Raw genomic sequence first — 16,889 nt, 5'->3', positions numbered from 1 at the left:
CCGGCGGGTCAGCCGCGGCCCGCGAGATCCTTCGCCCGCTCGAGCGCCACGCGCTCGGCCCGGGACATCTCGTGGGCGCGCTGCTGCTGGAGCTTCTTCGTGGCCTCGGCCAGCTCGGCGACCTCCGACTCGCGGACGCCGGCCCGCTGGGCGGCCGCCTTCGCCTCGCGGCTCTGGAGGTCGGGGATGCGGGGCGTCCCGCGCCTGGTGTCCGACGACGTCGTTCCGCCGGTGCGGACGGTGGTCGCGCTGCGGTACGCGTACCCGCTGTCCAGGCGCGAGCCGATCGCCGTCGCGTACGCCCGGTGGCCGTCGGCCTTCGGGTGGAACGAGTCCTGCAGCCGCATCGAGGCGTTGTGGATCCACTCGGGGTTGTCGCACACGGCGTGGCCGATGAACGGCTGGGTCACGTCGACGAACTGGAAACCGGCGGCGGTGGCCTCGCGCCGGATGGTGGCGTTCAGCAGGTCGGCCGCAGCGTTCATGCGCGTCATCTCGTCGCCGGAGAAGAAGGTGGCAATGGAGCAGTCGCGGCCGTTGAACATGCGCGGATAGCCCGTGACGACGACCTTGGCGTTGGGCGCCTTGGCCTTGAGCTGGCCATAGACCGTACGCAACCGCCCGGGCAGCACGTCGGTCGTCGTGGCGCGGGCGCGATCGACCGCCGCGTTGCAGTTGCCCCACCACGACGGCTTCGCGCACTCGGTGACCACCGGCGCGAAGCCGATGTCGTTGCCACCGACGCTGAGGGTGACGCGCCGCGTCGACGAGCTCACGGCGGCGAGCTGGCCGGGGACGTCGGCGGTCACGGCGCCCGAGCAGGCCTGCAGGTTCAGCGCATAGCCGCGCGAGTTGGCCAGCACGCCGGCGTACGATCCCAGCGAACGGCTGCAGTCGGTGCCGTCGTTCAGGTAATTGCCGGCGCCGACGCCGGCGGCGTACGAGTCACCGAGGGCGACGTAGTCCTCGCCGGCGGCGAAGGCGGGCAGGGTGACGGTGACAGCGACGGCGGCGAGTGCGCCGGCCACCGCGGTGCTGCGGATGATGCGTGTCCTGGTGGTGGCCATGGGACGACCTCTCGTGGGGCGGGTGGTGCTCGTGGCCTCACCCTCGCACGCTCGTCGGCCCGCGGGGAGGGGTCGCCCGCAGGAAGGTTCCTCCCCTCAGAGGAGCCGCAGCACCCGCGCCCGCTCGATGGCGTCGGCACGCGACGACACCGACAGCTTCTTGTAGATCCGCCTCAGATGGGTCTTCACCGTGTTCGGGGAGACGAACAGGCGCTCGGCCAGCTCGCCGATGCTCTCGGCCGCCCGCAGGTTGCGGAGGAGGTGCATCTCCGCCTCGGTGAACTGGACCCGGGCGCGTCGCTCGACCGTCCCCAGGTTCTGGCGGGCACGGGGGTCGTCCATGCCGAGGCGGGACGCGAGCTCGTCGGCTGCGGCGAAGGTCGCGACGGCCGTGCCGGGTCGTCCGGAGCGGTCGGCGGCGAGGGCGTACGCCATGAGCATCTGCAGCCACTCCTTCTCGATGACGACCTCGCCCGCCCGGACGAGGGGGTCGAGCAGGGCGAACGCCTCGTCGAACTGGTCGAGTCTCATGAGGTGATGGGCGTGGAAGTGTTCGACGCCGCCGAACTCGGGGCGGGCGATGTCGTCGATGTGGTCCAGCTCGACCGCGGCGGCGTCGCGGTCGTCGGCGATCAGGTGTGCGCCGAGCACCGTCCCGGTCAGGATGAAGTCCTCGGCCGGCAGAAGGTCGGCGATCGTCGTCCGGGCGCGGCGGATGATGCGTTCGGTCGCCCTCACGTCGTTCTTCATCAGGTGCAACAGGGCCTCGAGGTGGGCCGCCAGCACGGCGGTCTCGCGGCGGGGGCTGAGGCTGCAGCGGCGATAGCCGTCGAGGTGGTGTTCCGCCCGTTCGAAGTCGGCGAGGTCGATGTCGACGCAGGCGTGGGCGAGCCAGGCGAGCTCGGCGAGCGCGCAGGGTGCGCCCAGGCGCAGGCTCGAGACCTCCATGATCGCCTCGTCGGCGAGACGGCGCGTGGCGGTGACGCCTCCCCGGCGCGCGGCGATCCAGGCGCGTCCGGCGAGTGCCTGGATGGCCACGGGCTGCAGGTCGCTCAGGCGGGCGGTGGTGAGGCCCTCGACGAGCCACTGGTGGGCGGCCGTGAGGTCGCCCGTGTGGAGCAGGTGGAGTCCCCGCTCGACCTGCCAGAACGCGAGGTGCCCGAGTCCTTCGCGCGGCAGGGACGCGGCGTCGGCCGGGTCGATCGCCGCGATGGCCGCGGCCGCGTCGAAGCCGGCGTACGCCCGCTGGCGGGCGACGAACAGCTGAAAACTGGCCAGGCGCAGGCGGTCGAGCGGGGTGAGCCCGTCCGGAACCAGCGCCTCGACCGTGGCGAGTGCCAGGTGGCTCGCCACGGTTCCGCTCGCCGCCAGCAGGCACGCCTGCATCATGGCGGTCTCCCAGGGGGCGAGCTGGCCGGTCGCCCCGCAGGCGTCCACCAGGGGACGCAGGCGGTCGGCATCGGTGAACATGTGGTGGACGAAGTGGCGCCGCAGGAGGTCGCCGACGTCGTCGTTCTGGCCCGAGTCGAGTGCGAGCTGGACGGCGGCGAGGGGTTCGCCGCTGGCGACGAGCCAGTCGATGCCGCGGGCCGACAGCTGCGCGTGGTGGTCGGGGTCCGAGGCGACCAACTCCTCGAGGAGTTGCCGCCGGACAAGGGGGTGGAGCGTGAGGGTCGTGCCGTTGCGGGCCATGGGGAAGCCGCGCGCCACCAGCGATGTCAGCGTCTGGTGGGCCTCCCGATCCCCGGTGAAGGCGTGGGTGACCGTGGGGGTGACCGACGGCAGGATCGCCACCGCGCGCACCAGCGCGAGCTCGGCGGGGCTGAGGAGCGGGTGGACCTCCTCGGCGAAGAAGGCATAGAGGCGCTCGAGCTGGCTGGTCTCCCGATCCCACGACAGCTCCTGTTCCGCCAGGATGCGCACGGCCGCGGGCCAGCCCAACGAGGTGGACATGACCACGTCGAGGGCGTGGTCGGGCAGGGGCGCGGCGGTCTCCAGCAGCGCGCGGGCCTCGTCGCGGGTGAAGGCGATGTCCGGGGCGGTGAACTCCGTCACCTGGCCGCGCGCGGCCAGCCCGCCGACGGCGAGGTGGGGACGTGCGATCCCGCTCAGCACGAGCCTCACGTCGTGGTCCAGCAGGTCGAGCAGGGCGTCGAGGGTCTCGCTGCTCGCGAGGTGGGCGTCGTCGACGACGATCAGGGGTGCCAGCGCGTCCTTGCGTACGCCGACCGCGGCGCGCGCCTCCTGGGGCGTGAGCGCGGCGCCGTTGACCCGACGCACGCGCTCGCGGCGGCTGGCGGCCCACTGGTCGAGCAGGGTCCGCTTCCCGTAGCCGATGGGGGCGACGAGCAGGGTGACGGGTCGCTGGGTCGCCTCGTCGAGGCGCTTGAGCAGGCGGGGTCGCTGGACCATCCAGAGGCCGTTCGGGTCCTGCACGACGGGCGCGGAAGGGGTGGACGTGGCGTGCATGGTCCGATCTAACCAGTCAGGAGGTCATGTCACCCGAGCAATCACCCGACGGAGGAGACTGATCACCCGATCCCCGGTCGGAACCGGGGGCGAGATGTGAAACGCTGTTCTTGCGGCATTCTCCACCGCTCGGGGGGTGGATGAATCTCGTCTTGGCTGCGGCGCGATCGGGGGATTCGCGCCGCAGCCTTCAATTCTGCTGATGAATGGCGAGGTCGATCACCCGGTCACACCGGACCATCACCCGCGGGTCGTGGGTGATGACGAGCAGGGGGCTGTCGGCCGCTGCGGCGAACACGTCATCCATCAGGCGGCGGGCGGTCTCGTCATCGAGGTGTTCGGTCGGCTCGTCCAGGATCCAACTCTGGCGGCGCCCCACGAGCAGTCGAGCCAGAGCCACCCTCCTCGCCTCGCCCCCCGACACCCGCGACCCCTCCTCGCCGACGATGCGCTGTGGGTCGAGCGCGAGTCCGGCGCGGGCGAGCGCATCGTCGACCTCGGCGTCGGTCGCGTCCCTGGCCCCGATCCGGACGTTCTCGGCGACCGAGGTGTTGAACACGTGCGCATCCTGGGCGAGATAGCCGACGGTGCCGGTGCGCTCGACGGTCCCGGCCCCGGGCGGGATCAGGCCCATGAGGGTGGCGGCGATGGTGGTCTTGCCGATGCCGCTGCGGCCCACGAGGGCCACGCGGTCGCCCGGCTCCACGACCAGGTCGAGGCCGGTGACGACCGGGCGGTGACCGGGCCAGCCGCAGTCGACGCCGGTCAGGGCGAGGCGGGGACGGGCGGCCACCTCGGCGGCGGTCAGGTCGCCCGCGCCGACGGGCGGTTCGTCCATGATCGCCGTCACGCGGGCGAGCGAGGCGCCGGCGCGCGTCTGCGTCTGGGCGGCCTGCACGAGCGGCGCCAGCAGGTCGTGGAGCGCGAGCGGGGTGAGCACGAGGACCGCGAGCCAGACGCGGCCGAGCGTCCCGGCCTGGACGGCGTACGCTCCCGCGGCCAGCGCGACGACGACCGCGAGCCCGGCGGCCAGGACCTGGACGCCGGACGCGGCGCCGCGGACCAGGGCCGCCCGCTCCTCGGCGCGCCGCAGGCGGTCGTCGACCGCCAGTGCGCGGTCGATCAGGCGGGTGTCGCCGTAGGCCGCGAGGTCGGTCGCCGCGCGCCCGATCTGGCGTACGCCGTCGGCGAGCTCCCCGCGCGCGGGGGCGATCTCGCGGTCGGCCGCCCTCGACGCGCGGGCCGCCCACCACGGGACGAGCGCGCCCGCGACCACGGCCGAGGCCAGCAGGGCGAGTCCGGCGAGCGGGTGCAGCACGGTCATGGCGACCGACGTGGCGGCGGCGAGGATGCCGGCCGAGGCGAACGGCAGCACGACGCGCACGACGAGGTCCTGGATGGCGTCGACGTCGGAGACGATGCGGACGAGCAGGTCGCCACGGCGCCGCCCGAGCAGGGTGGTCGAGGCGAGCGCGCGGTAGGTGTGCAGCCGCAGGACGCCCTGCAGGCGCAGCGCGAGGTCGTGGCTGACGAGCCGCTCCGCATAGCGGAACGCGCCGCGGCCGAGGCCGCACGCGCGCACGATGACGATCGCGACCTGCAGGTGGAGCACGGGCGGCAGTTCGGCCGCGCGCGAGAGCAGCCAGCCCGACGAGCCCATCAGTGCGATGCCGCACAGGCCGGCCAGGAGGCTCAGGAGCAGGCTGCCGGCCAGGCGTACGCGGGCACCCGACACCTCGCCCAGCAGGCGGCGCAGAAGGGTGCTCACCGGGTGGCCTCGGGGGTCGGTGCCGGCGCGACCTCGACCACGTCGTCGGCGGCGGCGATGACCGCGGGCCGGTGGGTCACGACGAGCGCCGAGGCGCCGGTCGCCCGCACGGCCTCCAGCACGCGCGTCTCGGTGTCGGCGTCCAGCCCGGCGGTCGGCTCGTCGAGCACGAGGAGTCGTGCCCCGGCCTCGATGCGGAGAAGTGCCCGGGCTATCGCGACGCGCCGCCGCTCGCCGGCCGACAGCCCCTCGCCCTCGTCGCCGACCTCGCGGTCGGGGGCCAGGTCGGCGGCGCCGGCGCGCAGGAGGGCGGAGGCGACAGCGGCGTCATTCGCCCCCGGCGCGCCCAGGCGTACGTTGTCGGCGATCGTGCCCGTGACGATCCCCGGATCCTGCGCCACCCACGCCAGCTGCGTACGCCACCGGGCGAGGTCGCACGTGGTCAGGTCGACCCCGCCCACGGTGACCCGACCGGCGGTGGGCCGCAGGAATCCCATGACGAGCCCGAGCGCGGTCGACTTGCCGCCGCCCGAGGGGCCGACGAGGGCGACCACGCGGCCGGGGGCGACGGTGAGGTCGAACGGGTGGAGCGACGGGCGGTCGGCGCTGGCGTGGGTGAAGGTGGCGGCCTCGAGGCGCAGGGGATGGGCGGCGAGGTCGGGGGCCACCGCCGTGCCCTCCGCCCGGTCGGCCGCCTCGATGAGTGCGAAGGCCTCGTCGGCGGCGGCGATCCCGTCCACCGAGTCGTGGTAGTGGGTGCCGACCTGGCGCACGGGCAGATAGGCCTCCGGCACGAGGATCAGCACGAACAGCCCGGTCTCGAGCGAGAAGCCCCCCTCGACGAGCCGCAGGCCGATCGGCACGGCGACGAGGGCCACGGAATAGGTCGCCAGGAGCTCGAGCACGAAGCTCGACAGGAACGTCACCCGCAGGGTGGACATCGTCTCGACCCGGTGCTGGTCCTCGGTGGCGACCAGGCCGCGCTCCTGCGCGCGGGCGCGGCCGAACACCTGGAGCGTGGGGAGGCCGGCGACCAGGTCGCCGAAGTGGCCGGCGAGCCGCGAGTGCGTACGCCAGGACCGGTCGAGCTTCGCCTGGGTCGCCAGCCCGATCAGGATCATGAAGACGGGGATCAGGGGCAGCGTCAGCGCCACGATCACGGCGGAGGTGACGTCGGCGGTCAGGATGGTCACCCCGACGATCAGCGGGACCGTGAGCGCGAGGACGAGCTGGGGGAGATAGCGCGCGACATAGCCGTCGAGCGCGTCCAGTCCGCGCGTGACGAGCGTGATCAGCTGGCCGGTCGTCAGGGTCGACGACCCGGGCTCGCGCAGCCGCGCGGCGAGGATGTCGCGGCGCAGCTGGGACTTCACCGCCGCCGCCGAGCGGTGGGCCAGCCAGGTGTTGAGCCACGCCAGCAGGGCCCGTCCGGTGATCACCAGCGCAAGGAGGCCGAGCGCCGGGGCCAGGCCCCCGAACGGCGCCGCGTCGACGTTCCGCGCGTGGAACACCCGGGCCACCGTGGCCGCGAGCAGCCACGCCTGGGCGACCACGAGGAGGGCGGTGGCCGACCCGACGGCCACGCCGGCGACGAGATAGACCCGCGTCGCCCTCGCGCGCCGCAGCAGCCGCGGATCGACGGGGCCCCCGCGCCTCCCCTGGCGGGAGGGAGCGGGGGCCCCGAGGTGATCCGGCGTACCTGTCGGTCCGGTCGTCGTGCTGGAGGGGCTCATCGGCCCACAGCGTAGGCGATGGTCACGCGGTCGCGGGTTCGGTCGACCCCACCTCGGCGGGCAGGTTCTTCGTCGAGATCCGCTTGCGGAAGACCCAGAACGTCCACGACTGGTAGGCCAGCACGATCGGCACGCCGATCGCCGCGGCGATCGTCATGATCTTCAGCGTGTAGGGCGACGATGTCGCACCGGTCAGCGGCATGTCGTTGCCGGGGATCGACGACGTGATCGCGTTGGGGAACATCGAGATGAACATGCCGGCGATCAGCGCGAGGATCGCGATGCAGTTGAGCAGGAACGCCCAGCCCTCACGCGTCCGGCCGTTCATGAACCAGGCGCCGGCGACGGCGCCGATCGCCACGACCGTCGTGAGCCAGTTGATCGGCTTGCCGTACGCGACGGCCTGCCACACGGTGAACACGGCCATCAGGCCGGCGGCCGCGAGGCCCACCTTCGCGGCGAAGTCGCGGGCGCGTACGCGGATGTCGCCCTTGGTCTTGAGCGAGATGTAGACCGCGCCGTGGAACAGGAACAGCGCGACGAACAGCAGTCCGCCGATGAGGGCGAACGGCATGAACAGGCCGAAGAAGTTGCCGACCGAGGTCTCCATCACCCAGCGGCGACCAGGCAGGGCCTTGATCGGCAGGCCGCTGACGAAGTTCGCGAAGCCGACGCCGAAGACCAGCGCGGGGACGAACGAGCCGATGAAGATGCACCAGTCCCAGCCGTTGCGCCACTTCGCGCCCTCGCGCTTGTGGCGATATTCGAAGGCCACGCCGCGGATGATCAGTGCGATCAGGATGAGGAACAGGGGGAGGTAGAGACCGGAGAACAAGGTGGCGTACCACTCGGGGAACGCGGCGAACGTCGCGCCGCCGGCGGTCAGCAGCCAGACCTCGTTGCCGTCCCAGACCGGGCCGATGGTGTTGATCATCACGCGGCGGTCCTCCTCCTTCTTGCCGAGGATGCGATTGAGCATCCCGACGCCGAAGTCGAAGCCCTCCAGGACGAAGAAGCCGATCCACAGGACCGCGATGAGCAGGAACCAGATGTTGGTGAGCATGTCTGTCTTCCTTTACTCAGTACGCGAAGGAGAGGGGGGCGTCCTCGTGTTCGAGGATCCTGGGTTCGGTGACCTCGGGGAGGTCGGCCTTGATGTATTTCAGGAACAGGCCCACCTCGACGACCGCGAGCGCGCCGTAGACGAGGGTGAACATGACCAGCGAGAACAGGACCATTCCGGGCGAGACGCCGGGGGAGACGCCGGCCGAGGTCGGCATCACGCCGAAGACGACCCAGGGCTGGCGGCCCATCTCGGTGAAGATCCAGCCGAACGAGTTCGCGAACAGCGGGAAGAACGGGAACGTGATCATCGCCCACTTCCACAGCCCGCTGCGGGGGAGTCGGTCGCCGCGGGTGGCGAACAGCGCCCAGGCGGCGATGGCCATGGCCACGAAGCCGAGGCCCATCATCAACCGGAACGTCCAGTAGGTGACGGGGATGTTCGGCGCGTACGTCGTCATGCGCGTCGAGATCTCCTTGCCGTACAGCTGTTCCAGCTTCGGCTGGAACTGGGCCTGGTAGCGCTGGTTGAGCGGGTTGATGCCCTCGACCTCGCCGGTGAAGTTCGAGTGGGCGAGGAACGACAGGAGCGCCGGGACCTTGACGGAGAAGACCTCCTCCTTGCCGTCGAGCGTGCCGATGGTGAACAGCGAGAAGTCGGCCGGCTGCTCGGTCTCATAGAGGGCCTCGGCGGCGGCCATCTTCATGGGCTGCACGTCGGTCATGATCTTGCCCTGGATGTCACCGGACACGAGGATGCCGAGCGATCCGACCAGCATCGTGATGGCGCCGAGCTTCAGCGCGAAGCGGTGGGCGCCCTCGTTGCGGTGGTTGCGCTCCTCGCCCGCGCGGTCCTTCTTGGCCAGCCGGTGCAGGTGCCACCCGGCGATGCCGGCCATCAGCGCGCCGGCGGTCATCCACGCGGCGGTGATCTGGTGGGGGAACGTCACGAGGAACACCGGGTTGAACAGCACGGCCCCGAAGTCGGTGAGCTCGGCGCGGTTGGTGGCGGCGTTGTAGGTCCAGCCCACGGGGTTCTGCATCCACGAGTTCGCCGCGAGGATGAAGATCGCGGAGATGTTGGTGCCGATCGCGGCGAGCCAGATCGTGGCGAGGTGGACCTTCTTGTTCAGGCGGTCCCAGCCGAAGATCCACAGGCCGAGGAAGGTGGACTCGAGGAAGAACGCCAGCAGGGCCTCGAGCGCGAGGGGCGCGCCGAAGATGTCGCCGACGAAGCGGGAATAGTCCGACCAGTTCATGCCGAACTGGAACTCCTGGACGATGCCCGTCACGACGCCCATGGCGAAGTTGATCAGGAACAGCTTTCCGTAGAACTTGGTCAGGCGCAGGAACTTCTCGTCCCCCGTACGCACCCACATGGTCTGCAGGATGGCGACGAGGAACGACATCGCGAGCGTGATCGGCACGAACAGGAAGTGATAGACCGTCGTGATGCCGAATTGCCAGCGGGCAAGGGTCTCCGAACTCATGGCAGCAAGTTACTACGGAGTGTCGTAGAACGCGGGGTCCAAACGGGCCGATGTGACCACTCCCACATCTACGCAACGCGTAGTAGGAGCGCTAGTCTGCTCCCATGGCCATCTTGGGCGAACTGGAGCAGAAGGTGATGGACGTGCTCTGGCACGCCGCCGGCGCCCAGTCCGTACGCGAGGTCCACGGCGTGCTGACCGGCACGCGCGACCTGGCGTACACGACGGTGATGACGGTGCTGGACCGCCTTGCCCGCAAGGGATTGGTCGAACGCGAGCGCGACGGTCGCCAGTGGATCTATGTCCCCGCCCAGTCGCGCGAGACGCTCGTGGCCGACGAGGTGCTGGAACTGCTCGGCGACGACACCGACGAGCGACGCGCGGTGCTGGCCGAGCTCGTCCGGCGACTCGATCCCGCCGACCGCCAGTGGCTGCGGGAGACGCCCCGCGTACGCTGAGGCGATGGACCCGCAGCGCAGCCCCCGGCCCACCGATTCCCCCGTTCGCCCGAAGGATCCCGGCGACATCGACGCCCTGCTGGGTGAGCTGAGCCTGGAGGAGAAGGCCGCGCTGACGTGCGGCTCCGACATGTGGCACACCGCCCCGGTCGCGCGGCTCGACATCCCCGCCGTCCTGGTCTCGGACGGGCCGCACGGCCTGCGTACGCAGCTGGGCGAGGTGCACGACCTCGGCGGCGCCGAGCCCGCGACGTGCTTCCCGACCGCGGTCACGCTCGCCGCTTCGTGGGACCCCGACCTCGTGCGCGAGGTGGGCGCGGCGATCGGCGACGAGGCGCGCGACCTGGGCGTCGGCGTCGTGCTTGGGCCGGGCGTGAACATCAAGCGGTCGCCCCTGTGCGGGCGCAACTTCGAATATTTCTCCGAGGACCCGCTGGTCGCGGGCGAGCTCGGCCTGGCGCTCGTGGACGGCATTCAGTCGCGCGGCGTCGGCACCTCGCTCAAGCACTTCGCGGCCAACAACCAGGAGACCGACCGGGCCCGCGTCTCGGCCGACGTGAGCGAGCGCGCGCTGCGCGAGATCTATCTCCCGGCGTTCGAGCGCATCGTGACCGGCGGCCAGCCGTGGACCGTGATGTGCGCCTACAACCAGGTCAACGGGGTGCCGGCGTCGCGCAACCGCTGGCTCCTCACCGAGGTGCTGCGCGACGAGTGGGGCTTCGAGGGCCTCGTGGTGTCCGACTGGGGCGCGGTGGACGGACGCGTCCCGGCGCTGGCGGCCGGGCTCGACCTGGAGATGCCGCCGGACCTCGAGCGCTCGCCGGCCGCGGTCGTCGCGGCCGTCCGCGCGGGCGAGCTGGACGAGGCGGTGCTGGACACGGCCGTACGCCGGGTGCTGGAGCTGGTGCTGAAAGCGACCGGCGCTGAACGTTCTCCGAGCGAGCGCCAGCGAGTCGAGGAGCCGGGTGGCGCAGAACGTTCTCCGAGCGAGCGCCAGAGAGACGAGGAGCCCCTCCTCGCCCACCGACCCCTCGCCCGCCGCGCCGCCGCCGAATCGCTGGTCCTATTGGAGAACGACGGGCTCCTCCCCATCGACCCGGGTCAGAGCGTCGCCGTCGTCGGGCGCTTCGCCGAGCACCCCCGCTTCCAGGGCGACGGCAGCTCGCGCGTCAACCCCGCCCACCAGACCTCCCTGCTGGAGGCCTTCGCCGAGGCGCGGCTCGACATCACGTACGCGCCGGGGTTCGGCCGCGGTGATGAGGACCTCGGCGACGCCGACGCCGAGCGCGTACGCCTCCGCGACGAAGCCGCCTCGGTCGCCTGCGGGGCCGACGTGGTCGTGATGATGTTGGGGCTCACCGAGGCCGAGGAGTCGGAGGGCTTCGACCGCACCCACCTCGACCTGCCGCCCGAGCAGCTCGCGTGCCTGCAGGCGGTGGTGGAGGCCAACGCCAACGTCGTGGTGGTGCTGAGCCACGGCGGCGTGGTGCGCATGCCGTGGCGCCGCTCGGTCAAGGCGATCCTCGACTGCGGGCTGGCCGGGCAGGAGTCGGGCGGTGCGGTTGCCGATGTCCTGACCGGCGCGGTGAACCCGTCGGGCCGGCTCGCCGAGACCGTGCCGGTCGAGCTCGAACACGTGCCCTCGTTCCTCCACTTCCCGGGGCAGGCGGGCCACGTGGCGTACGCCGAGGACGTGTTCGTGGGCTATCGCGGCTATGAGGCGACCGGACGCGAGGTCGCGTACCCGTTCGGGCACGGGCTGTCCTACACGCAGTTCGCGAACGGTGACCCGCGGCTGACGGTCACCGGGTCGGTGGAGGGCGGCGACCTGCGCGTCGACGTCGAGGTCGAGGTCACGAACACCGGCCACCGCGCGGGGCGCCACGTCGTCCAGCTCTTCGTCGCGCCCCCGGCGTCGCGCGAGGTGAAGCGCCCGAAGCGGGAGCTGCGGGCCTTCGCGAAGGTGTCACTCGAGCCGGGGGAGACGGTCACGGCGCGGCTGGCCCTGGACGCGCGCGCGTTCGCGTACTGGTCGGAGGTGCACGGGCGGTTCGCCGTCGAGTCGGGCACCTACGCGATCAAGGTGGGCGTGCGCACGACGCGCTTCGACCTCGACGCGCCGTCTCCCGTGGCGGAGCTGCACGCCGACTCCTCGGTGAAGGAATGGATGGCCCACCCCGAGGGCAGCGCGGCTCTGCGGCGCGAGATCGGCATCGGCGACGACGACCCGTGGCCCGGGATGCTCGGCAGCGCGGAGATGATCATGCTGATGGGCGACTTCCCCCTGCGGCGCATCGCGACCCAGCCGTACGCGCCCATCGGCCCCGAGGGGGTCGAGCGGACGCTGAGGTCACTGGGTCGCGGCTGAGCCCCCCGCGACGACGGCCGCGGGGTCGGACTCCGCCGGCCCCGCAAACTGCGACTGGTGGAGCCGCCAGAAGGCTCCCTTCGCCTCGAGGAGTTCCTCGTGGGATCCCTGCTCGACGATGCTTCCGGCCTCCATCACGAGGATGACGTCGGCGTCGCGGATCGTCGACAGGCGGTGGGCGATGACGAAGCTGGTGCGCTCATGGCGCAGCGCGACCATCGCCTGCTGCACGAGGGCCTCGGTGCGGGTGTCGACCGAGCTCGTCGCCTCGTCGAGGATCAGCAGTGCGGGATCGGACACGAACGCGCGCGCGATCGTGATGAGCTGCTTCTCGCCCGCCGAGACGTTGGTCCCCTCCTCGTCGATGACCGTGTCATAGCCGTCGGGAAGCGTGTGCACGAAGCGATCCACGAAGGCCGCGCGGGCCGCGTCGAGCACCTCGGCCTCGCCGGCATCGGGGCGCCCGTACGCGATGTTGTCGCGGATCGTGCCGTGGAACAGCCAGGTGTCCTGCAACACCATGCCGATGCGCGAGCGCAGCTCGGCCCGGGGCACGTCGGCGATGTCGACGCCGTCGAGGGTGATGCGGCCGGAATCGACGTCATAGAAGCGCATCAGGAGGTTCACCAGCGTCGTTTTGCCCGCACCCGTCGGCCCGACGATGGCCACGGTCTGGCCCGGGCGCACCTCGAGGTCGAGGCCGGTGATCAGCGGAATCTCCTTGCGATAGGAGAAATCCACGTCCTCGAACCGTACGCCGCCCCGTGTGGCCGGGAGGCTCGCGGTGCCGTCAGGGGTCTCGTCGGGCTCGTCGAGCACGGCGAACACGCGCTCGGCCGACGCGACGCCCGACTGCAGCAGGTTCGCCATCGAGGCGACCTGGGTCAGGGGCTGGGTGAACTGCCGCGAATACTGGATGAAGGCCTGCACGTCACCGACGCTCATCGCGCCGCTGGCCACCCGCAGCCCGCCGACGACCGCGATGACCACGTAGTTGAGGTTCCCGATGAACATCATGGCCGGCATGATGATCCCGGAGATGAACTGCGAGCCGTAGGAGGCCCGGAACAGCTCGTCGTTGCGATCGGCGAACACCTTCTCGACCTCGGGCTGGCGGCCGAAGACCTTGACCAGGCCGTGGCCGGAATAGGCCTCCTCGATGTGGGCGTTCAGCTCGCCGGTCGACTTCCAGGTCTGCACGAACAGCGCCTGCGAGCGCTTCCCGATGGCCACCGTCACGAGCATCGACACCGGGATCGTCACCAGGGCGATGATCGCGAGCAGGGGCGACACCCAGAACATCATCACCAGGACGCCGATGACGGTGAGCACGGCGTTGAGCAGCTGGCTCATGGTCTGCTGCATCGTCTGGGCGATGTTGTCGATGTCGTTGGTCACGCGGGACAACAGTTCGCCGCGCGGCTGGGCGTCGACGCGCCGCAGCGGCAGGCGGTTGAGCTTGTCCTCGACCTGGGCGCGGAGGCGCTGGATCGTCCGTTGGACGACGCCGTTGAGCAGGTATCCCTGCAGCCACAGCAGGATGGCCGACACGACATAGAACGCCAGGGCCATCAGGAGGACGCGGCCGAGGTCGTCGAACTGGATGCCGCGGCCCGGCACGACGTCCATCGCCTGCACCATGTCGGCGAACGTGCCCTGGCCCTGGGCGCGGAGCAGCTCGACGACCTGCTCCTTGCTCGTGCCGGGCGGCACGCGGCCGCCGAGCGAGGCGCCGATGACGCCGGTGAAGATGATGTCGGTCGCCCAGCCGAGGATCCGGGGCCCGACGACGCTCAGGGCCACGCCGACGACGGCGAGGGCGAGGACCGTCATGGTGACGACCCGCTCCGGGCGCAGGTGCCCGATGAGACGCCTCAGTGAGGGGCCGAACGCGAGGGCCTTCTCGACCGGGCGCGGGCCGTGGGGGCCGCCGGTGCCGGGTTCCGGGGCGTGCTTGGGGCGCTCGGGGGCCTGGACCTCCCCGGGCGCGGTGTCCACAGAAGCGTTGCCGGCCACGGGACCCGGCGTACCGGTGGTGGTGTTCTCGCTCATGCGGCGGCCTCCTCGGCGCTGATCTGGGAATCGACGATCTCGCGATAGGTCGGACACTCCGCGAGGAGCGCCTCGTGGGTGCCGCGCCCGACGACCACACCGTCGTCGAGCACGATGATCTGGTCGGCGCCGCGGATGGTCGAGACGCGCTGCGCGACGACGATGAGGGTGGCGTCACCGACCTCGCGCAGGAGCGACTGCCGCAGCCTTGCGTCGGTCGCGACGTCGAGCGCCGAGAACGAGTCGTCGAACAGATAGATCTCGGGCTTCGCCACGAGGGCGCGCGCGATCGACAGGCGCTGGCGCTGGCCGCCCGACACGTTGGCGCCGCCCTGCGTGATGGCGCCGGCGAGGCCGCCCTCCATCTCGGCGACGAAGTCGTCGGCCTGCGCGATGCGGAGCGCCGCCCAGAGGTCGTCGTCGGTGGCGTCGGGGTTGCCGTAGCGAAGGTTCGACGCCACGGTTCCCGAGAACAGGAAGGGCTTCTGGGGCACCACGGCGATGCGCGACCACAGTGCCTGGGGGTCGAGCTCCCGCACGTCGACGCCATCGACCATGACCGCACCACCGGTGGCGTCGAACAGGCGCGGCACCAGGTTGACCAGGGTCGACTTGCCGGAGCCGGTCGACCCGATGATGGCGGTCATCGTGCCCGGCCCGGCGACGAGGTCAATGTCGTGCAACACCGGGGATTCCGCCCCGGGGTAGGAGAACTCGACGCCGCGCAGCTCGACGAGACCGCGGGACGGGAGCTCGCGTACGCCGTCGGTCGGCGGCACCACCGACGACGACGTGTCGAGGACTTCGACGATGCGCTCGGCGCAGACGGCGGCGCGCGGGAGGAAGACCATGATGAAGCTCGCCATCATCACGGCCATCAGGATCTGCATCAGGTAGGTGAGGAACGCCGTCAGCTGGCCGACCTGCAGCTGGCCCGACGCGATGCGCTGGGCGCCGAACCAGAGCACGGCGACCGACGACGCGTTGAGGATGAACATGACCAGCGGGAACATCGTCGCCATCAGGCGACCGACCGACGTCGCGGTCGCGGTCAGGTCGGCGTTGGCGTGGGCGAACCGGCGTACCTCCTCGGGCTCGCGGACGAACGCGCGCACCACGCGGATGCCGGTGATCTGCTCGCGCAGGATGCGGTTCACCGCGTCGATGCGGGTCTGCATGGCACGGAACAGTGGGCCCATGCGGCTCAGCAACAGGCCCATCGCGAGACCCAGCACGGGCACCACGACCACGAGGAGCAGCGAGAGGCCGGGATCCTCGCGGACGGCCATGATCACGCCGCCGACCATGGTGATGGGGGCGGTGACGATCATGGTGCAGGTCACGACGACGAGCATCTGGACCTGCTGGACGTCGTTGGTGTTGCGCGTGATCAGCGACGGGGCGCCGAACTGGTTGACCTCGCGTGCCGAGAACGACAGCACGCGGGCGAACAGGGCCTGACGCACGTCGCGGCCGAACGACATGGCGGCCCTGGCGCCGAAGCGCACGGCGAGGATCGCGCAGGCGCCCTGCACGAGGCTGACGGCGAGCATGATCGCGCCGGTGCGCCAGATGAAGCCGGTGTCGCCCCGCGCGACGCCGCGGTCGATGATCGCGGCGTTCAGGGACGGCAGCCACAGCGAGGCGAGGGTGCCGACGAGCTGGAGGGCGACGACCGCGGCCAGGAGGCCGCGATAGGGAGACAGGTGCGTACGCAGGAGTCGGTTCAGCATGGGCGGTCTCCGTCGGTGGTGACGCCGTGGAGGAGGAGGTCCACGAGGGCGTCGGTGGGCAGCGGGTCGGCGTCGCCCATCATGGGGTGGCGGGCTGCGAAGATCGCCGACCGGATGAAGCTGGCGGCCGCCGCGGGCGAGACGCGCAGCGCGTCCGCGTCATCGGCCAGCAGGGCCTCCACCGCGGCGTTCAGGCGCCTGACCTGATCGCGGTGGCGCTCGATGTCGGAGGCGTCCGGGTGCTGGGTCGAGCGGCCGGCTTGGCTCATGTGCACGGCGGCCATGAGGACGCTGACGTCGGCGATGCGCGCCTCCCAGTGCTCGATGACCAGGCGTACGCGGGTCTCCACCGGCAGTGAGCGGTCGATGCGCTCGAGGTGGTCGATGTCGGGAGCCGGGTCGGTGGCCTGCCGGACGACCTCCCGGAGGAGTTCCGCCTTGGTGGGGAAGGCCCGGAACAGCGTTCCCTCGGCGATGCCCGCGGCGCGCGCGACCTCGGCGGTGGAGACGTCGAAACCGCGCTCGCGCACCATCGGCAGCGCGGCGTCGATGATGGCGCGGCGCCGCTCGTCGGGGGGCATCGGGGTGGCGCGGGGAGTCATGGACCCAGCGTACTGAGTGAGTGCTCACTCATTCAAGGGGTTTGTCGTGCCGATGGCAGAATGGCCGTGCCCCCGACGAAAGGACCC

General features: G+C 71.3%; 11 protein-coding genes. 2 read left to right on the top strand and 9 right to left on the bottom strand.

Annotation, left to right across the window (positions count from 1 at the left end; all coding sequences use genetic code 11):
- Positions 1-8: 8 nt before the first annotated feature.
- From ACYVAG_RS09285 to ACYVAG_RS09260, 6 genes are all read right to left on the bottom strand, one after another.
- A complete protein-coding gene (locus tag ACYVAG_RS09285) occupies positions 9-1,067 on the bottom strand; it encodes an SGNH/GDSL hydrolase family protein (RefSeq protein ID WP_460769054.1) in 1,059 nt (352 codons plus the stop codon).
- Positions 1,068-1,163: 96 nt separating this feature from the next.
- The gene (locus ACYVAG_RS09280; RefSeq protein ID WP_460769052.1) at positions 1,164-3,536 is read right to left on the bottom strand and encodes a LuxR C-terminal-related transcriptional regulator; all 2,373 of its coding nucleotides are present in this window, start codon (positions 3,534-3,536) and stop codon (positions 1,164-1,166) included.
- 190 nt (positions 3,537-3,726) lie between these two features.
- Positions 3,727-5,304 (bottom strand): thiol reductant ABC exporter subunit CydC, encoded by a 1,578-nt coding sequence (gene cydC, locus ACYVAG_RS09275; protein ID WP_460769050.1) that lies wholly within the window; start codon positions 5,302-5,304, stop codon positions 3,727-3,729.
- Entirely contained in the window at positions 5,301-7,037 is a 1,737-nt protein-coding gene (gene cydD, locus ACYVAG_RS09270; protein ID WP_460769049.1) for a thiol reductant ABC exporter subunit CydD, read from the bottom strand. Before cydD ends, cydC begins: the two co-directional genes overlap by 4 nt.
- A 22-nt stretch (positions 7,038-7,059) precedes the next feature.
- The gene (gene cydB, locus ACYVAG_RS09265) at positions 7,060-8,100 is read right to left on the bottom strand and encodes a cytochrome d ubiquinol oxidase subunit II (RefSeq protein WP_460769047.1); all 1,041 of its coding nucleotides are present in this window, start codon (positions 8,098-8,100) and stop codon (positions 7,060-7,062) included.
- Between the two features lie 16 nt (positions 8,101-8,116).
- A complete protein-coding gene (locus ACYVAG_RS09260; RefSeq protein ID WP_460769046.1) occupies positions 8,117-9,589 on the bottom strand; it encodes a cytochrome ubiquinol oxidase subunit I in 1,473 nt (490 codons plus the stop codon).
- Positions 9,590-9,693: 104 nt separating this feature from the next.
- On the opposite strand from ACYVAG_RS09260, the gene ACYVAG_RS09255 reads away from it, so the two are divergent.
- Both ACYVAG_RS09255 and ACYVAG_RS09250 read left to right on the top strand, forming a co-directional pair.
- Positions 9,694-10,047, top strand: a complete 354-nt coding sequence (locus ACYVAG_RS09255) for a BlaI/MecI/CopY family transcriptional regulator (protein WP_460769044.1) — start codon at positions 9,694-9,696, stop codon at positions 10,045-10,047.
- 4 nt (positions 10,048-10,051) lie between these two features.
- Positions 10,052-12,415: a glycoside hydrolase family 3 C-terminal domain-containing protein gene (locus ACYVAG_RS09250; RefSeq protein WP_460769043.1), complete on the top strand. Its 2,364-nt coding sequence runs from the start codon at positions 10,052-10,054 to the stop codon at positions 12,413-12,415.
- Here ACYVAG_RS09250 and ACYVAG_RS09245 read toward each other — a convergent pair.
- Genes ACYVAG_RS09245 through ACYVAG_RS09235 form a run of 3 tightly spaced genes read right to left on the bottom strand, consistent with a single transcriptional unit; the run spans position 12,398 to position 16,802 of the window.
- Positions 12,398-14,467 carry an ABC transporter ATP-binding protein gene (locus ACYVAG_RS09245; RefSeq protein WP_460769041.1) on the bottom strand — a complete coding sequence of 690 codons (2,070 nt, stop codon included), beginning with the start codon at positions 14,465-14,467 and terminating at the stop codon, positions 12,398-12,400. The two genes, ACYVAG_RS09250 and ACYVAG_RS09245, sit on opposite strands and share 18 nt — an antisense overlap.
- Positions 14,464-16,200, bottom strand: a complete 1,737-nt coding sequence (locus tag ACYVAG_RS09240; protein WP_460769039.1) for an ABC transporter ATP-binding protein — start codon at positions 16,198-16,200, stop codon at positions 14,464-14,466. The genes ACYVAG_RS09245 and ACYVAG_RS09240 overlap by 4 nt, the downstream gene beginning before the upstream one ends.
- The gene (locus tag ACYVAG_RS09235) at positions 16,194-16,802 is read right to left on the bottom strand and encodes a TetR/AcrR family transcriptional regulator (protein ID WP_460769038.1); all 609 of its coding nucleotides are present in this window, start codon (positions 16,800-16,802) and stop codon (positions 16,194-16,196) included. The genes ACYVAG_RS09240 and ACYVAG_RS09235 overlap by 7 nt, the downstream gene beginning before the upstream one ends.
- Positions 16,803-16,889: the final 87 nt, after the last annotated feature.

This window comes from Mariniluteicoccus flavus, assembly GCF_054776655.1.
This window is presented reverse-complemented; position numbering and strand designations above follow the sequence as displayed.

What these genes read in the sequence shown, in the direction of transcription:
- ACYVAG_RS09285 (WP_460769054.1), bottom strand. Translation starts at nt 1,067, where the DNA reads ATGGCCACCACCAGGACACGCATCATCCGCAGCACCGCGGTGGCCGGC.
- ACYVAG_RS09280 (WP_460769052.1), bottom strand. Translation starts at nt 3,536, where the DNA reads ATGCACGCCACGTCCACCCCTTCCGCGCCCGTCGTGCAGGACCCGAAC.
- cydD (WP_460769049.1), bottom strand. Translation starts at nt 7,037, where the DNA reads ATGAGCCCCTCCAGCACGACGACCGGACCGACAGGTACGCCGGATCAC.
- cydB (WP_460769047.1), bottom strand. Translation starts at nt 8,100, where the DNA reads ATGCTCACCAACATCTGGTTCCTGCTCATCGCGGTCCTGTGGATCGGC.
- ACYVAG_RS09260 (WP_460769046.1), bottom strand. Translation starts at nt 9,589, where the DNA reads ATGAGTTCGGAGACCCTTGCCCGCTGGCAATTCGGCATCACGACGGTC.
- ACYVAG_RS09255 (WP_460769044.1), top strand. Translation starts at nt 9,694, where the DNA reads ATGGCCATCTTGGGCGAACTGGAGCAGAAGGTGATGGACGTGCTCTGG.
- ACYVAG_RS09250 (WP_460769043.1), top strand. Translation starts at nt 10,052, where the DNA reads ATGGACCCGCAGCGCAGCCCCCGGCCCACCGATTCCCCCGTTCGCCCG.
- ACYVAG_RS09245 (WP_460769041.1), bottom strand. Translation starts at nt 14,467, where the DNA reads ATGAGCGAGAACACCACCACCGGTACGCCGGGTCCCGTGGCCGGCAAC.
- ACYVAG_RS09240 (WP_460769039.1), bottom strand. Translation starts at nt 16,200, where the DNA reads ATGCTGAACCGACTCCTGCGTACGCACCTGTCTCCCTATCGCGGCCTC.
- ACYVAG_RS09235 (WP_460769038.1), bottom strand. Translation starts at nt 16,802, where the DNA reads ATGACTCCCCGCGCCACCCCGATGCCCCCCGACGAGCGGCGCCGCGCC.